12 protein-coding genes are annotated in these 13,401 nt (G+C 62.5%); 7 read left to right on the forward strand and 5 right to left on the reverse strand.

The window, feature by feature from the left end; genetic code table 11:
- Window positions 1-175 precede the first annotated feature (175 nt).
- The 5 genes from ACZ52D_RS00675 to ACZ52D_RS00695 all read right to left on the reverse strand — a co-directional run bounded on the left by ACZ52D_RS00675 (window position 176) and on the right by ACZ52D_RS00695 (window position 6,511).
- The gene (locus ACZ52D_RS00675; protein WP_464442154.1) at window positions 176-1,492 is read right to left on the reverse strand and encodes a FliM/FliN family flagellar motor C-terminal domain-containing protein; all 1,317 of its coding nucleotides are present in this window, start codon (window positions 1,490-1,492) and stop codon (window positions 176-178) included.
- An 84-nt stretch (window positions 1,493-1,576) separates the two neighbouring features.
- The gene (locus tag ACZ52D_RS00680; RefSeq protein ID WP_464442156.1) at window positions 1,577-4,255 is read right to left on the reverse strand and encodes an ATP-binding protein; all 2,679 of its coding nucleotides are present in this window, start codon (window positions 4,253-4,255) and stop codon (window positions 1,577-1,579) included.
- A complete protein-coding gene (locus tag ACZ52D_RS00685) occupies window positions 4,255-4,662 on the reverse strand; it encodes a hypothetical protein (protein WP_464442158.1) in 408 nt (135 codons plus the stop codon). Before ACZ52D_RS00685 ends, ACZ52D_RS00680 begins: the two co-directional genes overlap by 1 nt.
- Before the next feature lie 70 nt (window positions 4,663-4,732).
- Window positions 4,733-5,113, reverse strand: coding sequence for a response regulator transcription factor (locus ACZ52D_RS00690; RefSeq protein WP_369927656.1), 381 nt, complete (start codon window positions 5,111-5,113; stop codon window positions 4,733-4,735).
- A 99-nt stretch (window positions 5,114-5,212) separates the two neighbouring features.
- A complete protein-coding gene (locus ACZ52D_RS00695; protein WP_464442160.1) occupies window positions 5,213-6,511 on the reverse strand; it encodes a short-chain fatty acyl-CoA regulator family protein in 1,299 nt (432 codons plus the stop codon).
- Between the two features lie 232 nt (window positions 6,512-6,743).
- Between ACZ52D_RS00695 and ACZ52D_RS00700 the strand changes: the two genes are divergently transcribed.
- The 7 genes from ACZ52D_RS00700 to accB all read left to right on the forward strand — a co-directional run bounded on the left by ACZ52D_RS00700 (window position 6,744) and on the right by accB (window position 13,401).
- Window positions 6,744-8,090 (forward strand): substrate-binding protein, encoded by a 1,347-nt coding sequence (locus ACZ52D_RS00700; RefSeq protein WP_222453739.1) that lies wholly within the window; start codon window positions 6,744-6,746, stop codon window positions 8,088-8,090.
- 147 nt (window positions 8,091-8,237) lie between these two features.
- Window positions 8,238-9,260 (forward strand): branched-chain amino acid ABC transporter permease, encoded by a 1,023-nt coding sequence (locus ACZ52D_RS00705; protein ID WP_058287187.1) that lies wholly within the window; start codon window positions 8,238-8,240, stop codon window positions 9,258-9,260.
- Between the two features lie 4 nt (window positions 9,261-9,264).
- Window positions 9,265-10,467, forward strand: coding sequence for a branched-chain amino acid ABC transporter permease (locus ACZ52D_RS00710; RefSeq protein ID WP_464442161.1), 1,203 nt, complete (start codon window positions 9,265-9,267; stop codon window positions 10,465-10,467).
- A 12-nt stretch (window positions 10,468-10,479) separates the two neighbouring features.
- Window positions 10,480-11,235, forward strand: a complete 756-nt coding sequence (locus tag ACZ52D_RS00715; RefSeq protein ID WP_222454187.1) for an ABC transporter ATP-binding protein — start codon at window positions 10,480-10,482, stop codon at window positions 11,233-11,235.
- A gap of 12 nt (window positions 11,236-11,247) precedes the next feature.
- Window positions 11,248-12,003 carry an ABC transporter ATP-binding protein gene (locus tag ACZ52D_RS00720; RefSeq protein WP_222453741.1) on the forward strand — a complete coding sequence of 252 codons (756 nt, stop codon included), beginning with the start codon at window positions 11,248-11,250 and terminating at the stop codon, window positions 12,001-12,003.
- 208 nt (window positions 12,004-12,211) lie between these two features.
- On the forward strand, window positions 12,212-12,748 hold the full coding sequence (locus ACZ52D_RS00725; RefSeq protein ID WP_222453742.1) for a LuxR C-terminal-related transcriptional regulator: 537 nt from the start codon (window positions 12,212-12,214) through the stop codon (window positions 12,746-12,748).
- A gap of 155 nt (window positions 12,749-12,903) precedes the next feature.
- Entirely contained in the window at window positions 12,904-13,401 is a 498-nt protein-coding gene (accB, locus tag ACZ52D_RS00730) for an acetyl-CoA carboxylase biotin carboxyl carrier protein (RefSeq protein WP_464442164.1), read from the forward strand.

Here is a 13,401-nt window from a genome sequence, read left to right on the forward strand (position 1 = left end):
GTGCGCGCCCGCTTTGCCCTAGGCTGATTTATGCGGTAGCTGGCTTGCCGTGTTCCGGGCAAAGCACCCACATGCGGATCCCGGGCACAGCGCACCTCCGGACACCCCACTATTTACGATAGCTGTTCCAACTCCGCCCTTGGGCACACCCCCTCACCTCAGGGCGGTGGGTTGCCTAGGTGCCTTCCTGCAAAGCAGAATCCAGCCCGGCCAATTGAGAGATTTCAAGCGCAGCATCGCCCGGATCAAAATCGCCAAGGTCCGCTGCGGGCAGGTCCGGCAGGTCTGGCAAACCTCCATCCAGCCCCGCATTAAACTCTCCCATAAGTTCATCCGCAAGATCGCCGGTCAGTCCGCCGGAAAGGTCTCCGTCGAACCCATTGGACAGGTCACCGCCCATCGCGGGCTCAAGACCACCAGCATTCCCCAAGGCAGGCGTTGCTTCCAATTGCGGCACCGCATCCAGTGCCATCGGGTCCTGCAGACCTTGGTCCGCGATGCCCATATCCAGCGTCGGCGCGCCGCCTGACAGACCATCAGCCGCAGCCGCACCGCCCTCGGAAAAGGCCATCTCATCCGCCCCGACATCGCTGACCAGCCGCGTTCGAGTCTGGTTCAGGCGCACCGCGCGTGACCCATTCAATTGCCCAAGCCGTCCTTGCGCGACCGATTGACCGCCAATCGTCAGCAAATCCGTCTCATAGAGGAATGCGGCATCCAGAGGCAGCAGGTCTCCCTCCTTCAGATTCGCAAACTCCTGCAGCGGCACGCGCATTTTGCACAGCACCGCGGAGAGTTCCGCCCTGATCGCGCCCATGTTGCCGCCCAAAGACGGTCCTTTCAAAGCGCCGCCGTTGGCCTCTTGCAGCTCTTCGGCAGTCGGCTCGGGCAGGACCAGCTTCATCACGCCCTGCATCGCCCCCGATGCGAGGTCCAGGTTCAGCTCGATCACCCGGTAATCTTCGGCCTCCAGCCCCAATACGAGGCTGCGCACGGAATCCACCTGCGCCCCGAAACGATAGCCCGAGAAGATGCCCTGATCCGTCTGCCCCTCCAGCATCGAGACCACCTTGGCGAAGCTACGCTCAAGAAACTCGGCGGTCATGGCGGCGTCGGTCGGCGTGTAGGTCCGGCCCTCGGGCGGCATACCAATCACGGCACCAATGGTCTGTTTCTGGATCAAGGCGGTCACGGTTGCCGCGTCCATACAAACCGCGCCCATGCGCCCCTGCGGGCAATCCAGCACCACCAGAAGATCGTCGTCGGACAATTGCGGTGCCAGGTCTTCGGGGGGGCGGTTACACTGCCGCGCGGCCAATACAGCCACCGGCAGGTCACACAAATCCGCTGCCGCGCGCGCGACGGAGCGGCGCAATGCCTTCAACGTTGGGGAGCTACCGGTCGAACTGGTCCCCTCTTTCGTCGCCGCAAGCTTGCGTGCAAGCACGCTCTGCTTGCCGCGGTCTGCCTCTGCTGGATTCATTTCAGACATAGGCTGCCTTACCCGCCCTTCACGCGTCTCGTTTGCCCCTTTTTAGCAGAAAAAAGGTTAACAACTCCTGTATCCAAGCCATTGTCACGCCGCCTTTATTTCGATTTCCGGAATCGAAACCCTGAAGGCACCTCCGGCGTGGTCAGCAAGGTAGGTCACGTCCCCGCCCAATCGCTGCATGACCTCGCGACAGATTGCCAAACCGAGACCTGCGCCACCGGCACGCTCGGGGCGCACGCGGGCAAATTTCTCGAAAATCATCTGCCGGTATTCCACCGGCACGCCGCTGCCATTGTCCGTAAAATCGACGTGCAGCCGCCCTCCGGACAAATTGGCGGCAATGGTCAATTCCGGCTCCGCGGCATCGCAATACTTCTGGGCGTTGGAGATCAGGTTGATGAAAACCTGGGCCAGTCGGTCTAGGTCAGACGATAGCCGGAAGGTCTCCAGTTCCGGGCTGCGCCGCACCCGCAGCGGCCGTTCGGACCCGGCAAGAGCCGCGGCGATGGCGTGATCCAGAACCTCCGACAGGCTGCCTTCGCTGAGGTTCAGGTTAACCTGACCGTTTTCCAGCACACTGAGATCCAGGAGATCGTTCAAAAGCCGTGTCAGCCGAAGGGTTTCATCGTGAATGATGCCCGCGTAGTGGCGCTGCTCCTCGGCGCTGAGCTGGCCATCGTCGCGCAGAATTTCCGAAAAGGCCCGGATCGAGGTCATCGGTGTCCGGAGCTCGTGGCTGACCTGGCTAAGGAATGCATCCTTTTGCTTGGATATCTGCGTCAGTTTTTCGTTTGTTTCCTGTAGTTTACGCGCCGTATCAGACAACTCCGCGGACTGCGCCTCCAATCGGCTGGAGTATTCCAGGATCTGCGCGGTCTCATCCGCCACCGCTAGCAGGTCCTGCACGGAAACCGAAGATCCCCCCACGATCTGACCGATCATTGCATGGGCCGCCGCAGCCCCGATCGAGGCGCTGAGTTCCCGCTCCAGTCGTTCGAGGAACACCGGGGTGGGTTCAGGCAGCGTGCCGCGCCCGCCCTGGCGGCGCAACTCGCTCTGGAACAGCGCCTGTGCCTCGGCCGCCCCAAGGATGCGCTGTGACATGATCATCAGGTCTTCGCTCTGCGCCACCGAACCGGTCCAGCCACCCGGCGCGGCGGAATGTTCAAAGACATTGACGAACTGCGCGCCCTGCAACCGCTCAAGCGGACTGGGAAAGCTGATGAGAGACACCACGCAGAACGCCAGTGCATTCAATGTTAGTGACCACATGACCGCATGAACGGTCGGGTCCAGCCCTTCAATGCCGAACAGGGCCCGCGGGCGCAGCCAGTCGAGACCAAACAGCCCCTCGCGCAGGATATGATCGGGCAGCAGCCCCCCGCCAAGCGCCGGCAGCAGCATGGTATACAGCCAGATCGTAAATCCGACCGTCAGCCCGGCCAATGCCCCGCTGCGCGTGGCGCCGCGCCAGAACAGCCCGCCAACCAGCGCAGGCAGGATCTGCGCCACACCGGCAAAGGAAATAAGCCCAATCGCCGCAAGCGCCTCTGCGCCGCCGGACAGGTGATAGTAGAAGTATCCCAGCCCCATGACGGCGGCGATCGAAACCCGACGCGCCAGGAGCACCACGTCGCGCACGTCGCCGGAGACCGAGGCCCTGCGATCTTGCAGCCGCAGCCACACCGGCATCACGATGTGGTTCGACACCATGGTCGACAGGGCCATCGCTGCGACGATCACCATCGACGTAGCCGAGGAGAACCCGCCGAGAAACGACAGCATGGCAAGCCCTTGCTGGCCCTGCTGCAACGGCAGCGTCAACACGAACATGTCGGGGTTACTGCCCTCTGGCATCAATTCAAGGCCGATGGCGGCGATCGGCACCACGAACATCGACATCAACAAAAGGTACAGAGGGAACGCCCAGGACGCGATCCGCAGATGACGCTCGTCCTCGTTCTCGACAACCATCACCTGGAACATACGCGGCAGGCAGACAAATGCGGCCGCCGCCAGAAAGGTCACGGTCGCCCAGCGGCTGCCATCCACGTTCCACTGGCCGATCTGTGATGCATCGATGCGCGCCAGCGCCTCTCCGGCTCCTCCGGCGACCCCCCAGACCACGAAAATCCCGACGGCCAGCAACGCCGCCAGTTTGACGATGGCCTCGAAGGCGACGGCCGTCACCACCCCGTGATGGCGCTCATTGGCATTGAGGTTGCGGGTGCCGAACAAGATCGCAAAGACCGCCAGCCCACAGGCCACCCAGAATACGATTGACGTCTCGTTGTGGCCCCGCTGCGGGTCCGCCTCGGCGAAGATGGCGAACGACAGCGTGACGGATTGCAACTGCAACGAAATATATGGCGTCACCCCGATCACCGCGAGGATCGTCACCCCGGTCGCCAGCAGGTTCGATTTGCCGTAACGCGATGACAGAAGGTCCGCGATCGAGGTGATGCGCTGGCTGCGGCCGATCCGCACCAGTTTGCGCAGCCCCCACCACCAGCCAACCATCACCAGCGATGGGCCGAGATAGATCGTGACGAATTCCAGTCCCGAGCGAACCGCGTACCCGACCGCGCCATAAAAAGTCCAGGCCGTACAATAGATTGACAGGGACAACGTATAGATCAGCGGCGAACGCATCCACGCCGCGCTTCGCCCGCGCGACGCCATGCGGTCGGCCCAGAACGCGATGAAAAACAGGAACGCAACGTAGGCGAGGCAAACAAAGACCAGCAGGTTCAGAGAGGCCATCACCGGCCCTCCTGCCGCCCCGGCGAGACTGCTTGCCCCGTGTCACGGCCAATCCAATGTTCCGCCCACCGCTGCACCGCAAGGCTGAAGGCAAAACAGGCCGCGATCAGCCCCGCCCAGACCGCAAAGACATAGATTATGGCGGTAGACATGCTGACGCCATCCCGCGCGGCCGGATGGGTGGAGGCTTCGGCCCACAACAGCGGCAAGGCCAGCAGCAACGCCCCAAGGACCGGCAACAACCTTGCGATATCCATCAACCGCCGACGCCGATAGGTCAGCCGTTCCGCGGGTGATCCAGTTTCACTCGGCACCTCATGGCGGAAATCCCTGCTGCGTCTGGCGCTCTTGGTCCCGTCTGGTCTGTCGAGGTCCGCCTCGGCGCTGCCTGCTTGCCTGTCGTACATGGCTGTTGCTCTGGACGTAGTGCCCGCTGGCGCCTGTCTGTCGTGGCCCTCGCCGGGTTTCATCGCGAGATCATCCCTGCCCCGCCTGAGCATGCAAGTCGCGCACCGCGGTCAACACTTCGGCGTTGGAGAACGGTTTGGTCATGAAACGGGTGACACCAGCCTTTTCGGCCATTTCACGATCGCGCAACTGACCGCGCGCCGTCAGCATTAGCACCGGCAAAGCCTGCATGTCCGGATGCGCCCGCAATTCCCGAACAATCTCCAGCCCACTTTTTCCCGGCAGCATGAGATCCAGTATCACGAGATCCGGTCCCGCCTGCCGGATCAACTCAACAGCTGCACTGCCTTCGGCGTGCGCGTCGACGTCCCAGCCATCTCGCGTCAACAGAAACCGAATGGCTTCGGTGATATTTGGTTCATCTTCAATCAGAACAACATGCCTGCCCATCCGCAGCTCTTCCTCCCGACGCACCGCCTCCGGCCGGGCCGGCGCGGAGACGCTGTCCCCCTTGTTTCGGCGCAGGTTAGCGCCGGAGTTGCCCAACTGTCAAAACTGTTCCTTTAGAATCGACGGCTCCCGGCGTGCCGGGCAGCCCCGGCGTGGACAGATCCGACAGCTGGCGCCGACCGGCTGCGCGTCCTGCGTCGGCTGTCCTGAGGGCAGGATCAGCATGACGGCGCGGTACACGGGATCGCTCCCGAAATCCGGCTGTTCCTGCGGCCAGGCAACTGCCATGCATTCGAATGCGGCTGCATTGCGCCCCTGCTGCACCACATGGCGTCGCACGGGAACATGCGGGTGGACCAAGGCCGTATACAGGGGCCACAGCGGACAGGACGCCCCAAAACGCGGCATCGCAAACCCCGTGACAGGTTTGCGGAACAACAGGGTGCCCGAGGCATCACAGATCACCAGACCGGCCTCGCGCCCCAGAACGGCTTCCGGCAACACCCCCAGTCGTCGCAGAACCGCGGGCAGACCACAGCCGAAACGCCTGGCCAGACCGACGGGATCGATGCCCGCGGATGCAATCTCGGCGGCCAGCGGCTCCATGGGCAGGTCCCGCGCATCGGACAGGTATTGCTCGAGCGCAACCTGAACCAGACTGCGCGCAGCCGCGCTCAGCTCGGCGGGGACCTCAGCCATCATATCCGCAATACCGAGTTGCCCGTCCTCCAAAGCCGGAAAATGGAATCCTTTTGACTGGAAATAATCCTCCGCCTCTTCCTGCGGCATGCCACGGCGTGGGCTGTCGGTGTCGCGCTCGTCGAGAAAACTCACGAGTGCTCGACTGCTCTCCGCGAGCCGCAGCGAATCCTCGTTCAGGTTCTTGTGGAACCGATCACGCCACTGCGGCTCCAGTTCACCCGGTTCGGCCAGGATAGAGGCGGTCGAACGGATCGCAGCCGCAGTCGACAAGACTTCGTGCACCGAGGCCGCGAGGTTGGGGTCATGGGTCAACCTGTCCGACAGGGTTTCAACCATTTGTTCAAGCGTTGCAATCCGCCTGTGGCAGGCCGCCAGCACCTCGGCCCAGCCGGGAAAGCGGCCGGCAAATTCATCGACCCGGTCCAGTTCCGCCACCGGCACACCGCTGTCTGCCGCCGCCTCGCGCAGGGTCGAGATCAGCGCCGCCTCGGCACCTTCACTCAGCATTGAGGGCTCAACTCCCAGCACTGCGGCAATATCGACCAGCAATTTCCCGCCGATTCTGCGCCGGTTGTGCTCGATCAGGTTGAGGTAGGACGCCGAAATCCCGGCCTGACGGGCCAGTTCGGCCTGCCGCAACCCAAGGATGAGCCTGCGTTCACGGATCCGGCTGCCGGTGAGAGTGTCGCGTGCCATTTTGCGGGCGCTCCCCAAAACGCTTCTATTTCAAGGGCTTTCTGCGTCGCAACATAAGGTTCTTTACAGTACACCCAAAACCACTGTTCAGTTATTTACATAATTTTCAAGCCACCAAAGGGTTTTATTGCCTGAATTTACATCGCGCTCTCATACTGATTTTGCACGAAAAGTGCTGATACCGCGCAGAAGTGAGGAGCTGCAAGGTGTCAATCACACTAGGGAGGAATACATGTCCAAATTTGACGTATCGCGTCGCGGCGTGCTGAGAACCGGCGCCATGGCCGGGGCCGGCGTGGCGCTGCCGACGATCTTTACAGCTTCATCCGCCGCGGCCTTTACAAACGAGCCCACCGGCAGCAGCGTGACCCTGGGCTTCAACGTGCCCCAGACCGGGCCCTACGCAGACGAGGGCGCGGACGAGCTGCGCGCCTATGAACTGGCGGTCGAGCACCTGAACGGCGGCGGCGACGGCGGCATGATGAACACCTTCAGCTCCAAGGCGCTGCAAGGCAACGGCATTCTCGGCAAGAAGGTGGAGTATGTCACCGGCGACACCCAGACCAAGTCTGACGCCGCCCGCGCCTCAGCCAAGTCGATGATTGAAAAAGACGGCGCGGTGATGATCACCGGCGGTTCTTCCTCGGGCGTGGCGATTGCCGTCCAGGGGCTGTGCCAGGAAGCGGGCGTGATCTTCATGGCTGGCCTCACGCACTCCAACGACACCACCGGCAAGGACAAGAAAGCCAACGGTTTCCGTCACTTCTTCAACGGCTACATGTCGGCGGCAGCGCTGGCGCCGGTGCTGAAGAACCTCTATGGCACCGACCGCGTCGCCTATCACCTGACCGCCGACTACACTTGGGGCTGGACCCAGGAAGAATCGATCGCCGCCGCCACCGAGGCGCTGGGCTGGCAGACCGTGAACAAGGTCCGCACGCCGCTGGCGGCCACCGACTTCTCCTCCTACATCGCGCCGGTTCTGAACTCGGGCGCGGATGTGCTGGTGCTGAACCACTATGGCGGTAACATGGTGAACTCGCTGACCAACGCGGTGCAGTTCGGCCTGCGTGACAAGGTGGTGAACGGCAAGAACTTCGAAATCGTGGTGCCGCTCTATTCCCGCCTGATGGCCAAGGGTGCGGGCGAAAACGTGAAGGGCATCCATGGCTCCACCAACTGGCACTGGACGCTGCAGGATGAGGGTTCCAAGGCCTTCGTGAAATCCTTCGGCACCAAATACGGCTTCCCGCCGAGCCAGGCAGCGCACACCTGCTACGTGCAGACGCTGCTTTATGCGGATGCGGTGGAACGGGCCGGCAGCTTCAACCCCTGTGCCGTCGTCGAAGCCCTTGAGGGCTATGAGTTCGACGGTCTGGGCAACGGCCCGACCCTCTACCGCGCCGAAGACCACCAGTGCTTCAAGGACGTCCTCGTGGTGCGCGGGAAGGAAAACCCGACCTCGGAATTCGACCTTCTGGAAGTGGTCGAGGTCACGCCGCGCGCGCAGGTGGAATACGCACCGGATCACCCGATGTTTGCCGGCGGCAACCTCGGCGCCTGCAATCCGGGCGCCTAAGCCCCGCAGATCCGGCCGGGCGCCCGACGCGCCCGGCCTTCCATCCCGGACCGGCAACCGGACGCGCGGCGTTCGACCGGGGGCGCGAAGCCCCTGAACCGACCGGTTTTATCTCTACCACCCAGACTAACCCCGGGGGCGGGATCCATGGACGCAATCCTTTTGCAAATCTTGAACGGGCTCGACAAGGGCTCGGCCTATGCGCTCATCGCGCTGGGTTTGACACTTATCTTTGGCACGCTGGGCGTGGTGAACTTTGCCCATGGGGCCTTGTTCATGATCGGCGCCTTCTGCGCCGTCACCCTGCAGCGGCTGCTGAACCTCAGCTATGAAGTGGTCGACGAAACGCAGACCGACTTCCTCGGCAACCCGCTGAAGGTGAAGACCCCTTATGTCGAGGCCTGGTTCGGCCCCGAGTTCGGCGGAGCCATCATCGACTGGGCGGTTCCGCTGGCCATCCTGTTTGCCATCCCGATCATGATCGGCGTCGGCTACGTGATGGAACGCGGGCTGATCAAGCATTTCTACAAACGCCCCCATGCTGACCAGATCCTAGTGACCTTCGGCCTCGCCATCGTGCTGCAGGAAGTGGTCAAGTATTTCTACGGCGCCAACCCGATCCAGACCCCGGCGCCGGACGCGCTGAACGGCGTGGTCAACCTGGGCGCCGCGATCGGCATGGACATCGTCTATCCGGTCTGGCGCGTGGTCTATTTCTTCTTTGCCGTGGTCATCATCGGGGGAATCTTCAGCTTCCTGCAGTTCACCACCTTTGGCATGGTGGTGCGGGCCGGCATGGCGGACCGCGAGACAGTGGGCCTTCTGGGCATCAACATCGACCGCCGCTTCACCATCATGTTCGGCATCGCCGCCGCCGTCGCCGGTCTGGCGGGTGTCATGTACACCCCGATCAACTCGCCGAACTACCACATGGGCATGGACTTCCTGGTCCTCAGCTTCGTGGTGGTGGTCGTCGGCGGCATGGGCTCCCTGCCCGGTGCGGTTCTGGCGGGCTTCCTCTTGGGCATCCTCGAGAGCTTTGCCTCGATGAACGAGATCAAGTCGCTGATCCCCGGCATCGACCAGATCATCATCTATCTGGTGGCCATCATCATTCTGCTGACCCGTCCGCGAGGCCTGATGGGCCGCAAAGGCGTGATGGAGGACTAAAGACATGTTCGGACTGAACAAAAAAGACACCTCTTTGCTGATCATCGTGGCCTGCCTGACGATGTTCGCCCCCTTCATCCTGAACCCCTTCCCCACCGACAGCGGGCTGGCGCAGTTCAACGCGGGCTATCCGGACCTGATGCAGCGTTTCGTGATTTTCGGGATCTTCGCCATCGGCTTCAATATCCTGTTCGGGCTCACCGGTTACCTGTCGTTCGGCCATGCGGCCTTCCTCGGCGTCGGCTCCTACTCGGCCGTGTGGATGTTCAAGCTGATCGGCATGAACGTGATCCCGGCGATTGTGCTGTCGGTGATCGTGGCGGGCCTGTTTGCGCTGTTGATCGGATTTATCTCGCTGCGCCGCTCTGGTATCTACTTCTCGATCCTGACGCTGGCATTTGCGCAGATGTCGTTCAACCTCGCCTACTCGGTGCTGACCCCGATCACCAACGGTGAAACCGGCCTGCAGCTGACACTGGAAGACCCCCGCATCCTGGGCGTCTCCGCCACAGAAGACGGCTCGATCCCGGTGACCAACCTGTTTGGCCTGGAAATGCGCTCCACCTTCGAGATGGCGGTCGGCCCCTGGGCGTTCCAGTTCAACGCGGGCTACTACCTCTGCGCCTTCATCATGCTGGCGGCCTTTTACCTGTCGATCCGCATCTTCCGCTCGCCCTTTGGCATGATGCTGCGGGCGGTGAAATCGAACCAGCAGCGGATGAACTACACCGGACTGAACACCCGGCCCTACACGCTGGCAGCCTTCGTGATTTCCGGAATGTATGCCGGTCTTGCGGGCGGGCTAATGGCCTCGATGGACCCGCTGGCCGGGGCGGAGCGGATGCAGTGGACGGCCTCGGGCGAGGTGGTGCTGATGACCATCCTCGGCGGCGCCGGTACGCTGATCGGCCCGGTGCTGGGCGCCGGTTTCATCAAGTACTTCGAAAATATCTTCTCGAAGATCAACGACAACGTGCTGCACAGCTGGTTCAGTTTCATGCCCGACGGCATGGAAGACGCGGTGGTCTTCCTGATCCACCCCTTCATCGGCAAGGGCTGGCATCTGACGCTGGGCATCCTGTTCATGCTGGTGGTGATCTTCCTGCCCGGCGGCCTGGTTGAAGGCGGTCAGCGCATCAGGGGCTGGATCCAGGGCCGCAGGGCCAAGGACAGCAGCACCGCCAAAGAAACCAACCCCGCGGAATAAGGAGACAAAGCAATGGGTATCCTTGAAGTCAAAGACGTGGGGAAACGGTTCGGCGGGCTGCAGGCCCTGTCCGATGTGAACCTCAGCGTAAAGGAAAACTCGGTCCACGCCATCATCGGGCCGAACGGCGCGGGCAAATCCACCCTGCTGAACTGCCTGGTGGGCAAGCTGATCCCCGACACCGGATCGGTGATGTTCGACGGCCAGTCGGTGCTGGGACGCGCGCCATACGAGATCAACCAGATGGGCATCTCCCGCGTGTTCCAGACGCCCGAGATCTTTGGCGATCTGACGGTGCTGGAGAACATGATGATCCCCTGTTTCGCCAAGCGCGACGGCGCGTTCGAGCTGAACGCCCTGTCGGCGGTGCTGAAACAGCAGGACATCCTGGATCGCGCTGAAGCCATGCTGGTGGAGATGAACATGGCGGACAAGCGGCACATGCATGCCGCTGCCCTGTCCCGCGGTGACAAGCGACGGCTTGAGATCGGCATGTGCCTCAGCCAGGAGCCGCGCCTGCTGCTGCTGGACGAACCCACCGCGGGTATGGCGCGGGCCGACACCAACAACACCATCGACCTGCTGAAACAGATCAGCGACGAGCGCGACATCACCATCGCCATCATCGAACACGACATGCATGTGGTGTTCAGCCTGGCCAATCGGATCACCGTGCTGGCCCAGGGCACGCCGCTGGTCGAGGACGATCCGCAGAACATCCGCGGCAATCCCAAGGTACGCGAAGCCTACCTCGGCGAGTCGGCGTAAGGAGCAGACCCCATGAACGTGAAACCCGATTTCTCGAAGAACGCCAACCAGGCCACCACCGCGCCCGCCTTCCTGTCGGTCTGGGACGTGCATGCCTACTATGGCGAGAGCTACATCGTGCAGGGCATCAACTTCAACGTCCACGAGGGCGAGATCCTCGCACTTCTGGGCCGCAACGGCGCTGGCAAGACCTCGACCCTGCGCTCGATCGCGCGCACCGGCTCCCCGATGGTGACGCGCGGCGAAATCTGGCTGGATCACCAGCCCCTTCACAAAATGGCCTCGCATGAAGCGGCGGCGGCCGGGCTGGGGCTTGTCCCCGAAGACCGCCGCATCATCCCCGGTCTGACGGTGGAGGAAAACCTGCAACTGGCCCAGATCGCGCCGCCGATCGGCTGGTCACTGGAGCGTCTCTACGACCTTTTCCCGCGCCTTGGGGAACGACGCAAACAAGAGGGCGTGACGCTGTCCGGTGGCGAACAGCAGATGCTGGCCATCGCCCGTGCCCTGGCGCGCGACATCAAGGTGCTCTTGCTGGATGAACCTTACGAAGGTCTGGCACCGGTGATCGTGGACGAGATCGAAAAGACGCTCATCCACATCAAGGAACAGGGTATGACAACCATCATCGTGGAGCAAAACGCAGTGCGCGCTCTGGAACTAGCCGACCGGGCGGTGATTCTCGACACTGGCGGCATCGTGTTCGACGGAACTGCCGCCGAGGTGCTCGAAAACGAGGAACTGCGCGCCGAATATCTGGCGATCTGAATTCTCCGCCCCCGCCGCAGGGCTTCGGCCCGTATGCGGGGGCAATTGCCGCCGGGCAAGGACACGCAAAACGAACCGAATCTTCCGCTTACCGTCGGCGATACGTCTCTACATCCACGCAGCCGTGTGCGCGGCCTGGCGAATCCAATTCGTGACTCGCGAAACTCCCCTCTTCATTTCTTCGGACAGGACGGGGTAAGACACCCGAATGAGTGACCTTGCCTTCGATCATGCCCCTGTCGGCCTCGCGGTGCTGGAGCATCGCATCATCACCCGGTGCAACCTGCAATTTGCCGAAACCTTCGGCGGTGCGCCGGGCGACTATACCGGCCTGCCGGTGGCCGACCTGTACCCGAGCCAGGAAGACTACAACCGCATCGGCACCGTCTTACGCCAACCCGAGGCCCGTTGCGGCCGATACAGCGATGAACGCATCATGCGGCGGCGCAGCGGTGCGTTGTTCTGGTGTCGCGTGCGCGGCCGCTCCGTCACGCCCGAGGAGCCATTTCAGACCGGCGTCTGGTCCTTTGCCGACATCTCCGACGACCGCCCCGTGGTGTCGCTGACACCGCGCGAGCGCGAGGTGGCAATCCTGACCTGCAAGGGGTTGTCGGCCAAGGAAATCGGCCAGCAGCTGGAGCTTTCCTACCGCACGGTGGAAAGCCATCGCGCCCATCTGCTGCAGAAGTTCGGGGCCCGCAAACTCCCGGAACTGGTGGCGAAACTGACCGGCATGCCGCTCTGAGCCGAAATACGGCACAGCAATTGCAAATCCGGGCCGAAACCTCCATGTTACGGCACGGATCGACAGCGCTTTCCTTGCGGTAATCCTTACCCTATAAGCGCCATAATTTCCTGCCCGCCGGACCGGCGGGCCTGTCGGAATTGGCTGAGGACAAAATGACCAACAAATCTCACGAAGCTGACGTGGCATTCATCAAGGCGCTGGCAGAACTGCTGCGCGACAACGATCTGACCGAACTGCAGGTCAAACGAGAATACGGCGAGGAAGACAGCCTGAATGTGCGCGTGTCGCGCCAGACTGTGATGGCCGCCGCCCCCGCTCCTGCAGCTGCCGCACCCGCCCCTGTTGCCGCTGCGCCCGCACCGGCTGCTGCCCCCGCCGCAGCACCCGCTGCCGCCAACGAAGACCCCGCCAGCCACCCCGGTGCGGTTACCTCCCCGATGGTTGGCACCGTGTATCTGCAGGCAGAACCCGGTGCACCGGCGTTCATCTCTGTCGGCAAGCAGGTCAGCGAAGGCGAAACCCTGCTGATCGTCGAAGCGATGAAGACCATGAACCACATCCCGGCGCCGAAAGCGGGCACCGTGAAGCGCATCCTGGTGGAAGACGGCGCCGCCGTGGAATTCGGGTCTCCCCTGGTCATCATCGAGTAA

Source organism: Leisingera sp. S2M4 (assembly GCF_055398055.1).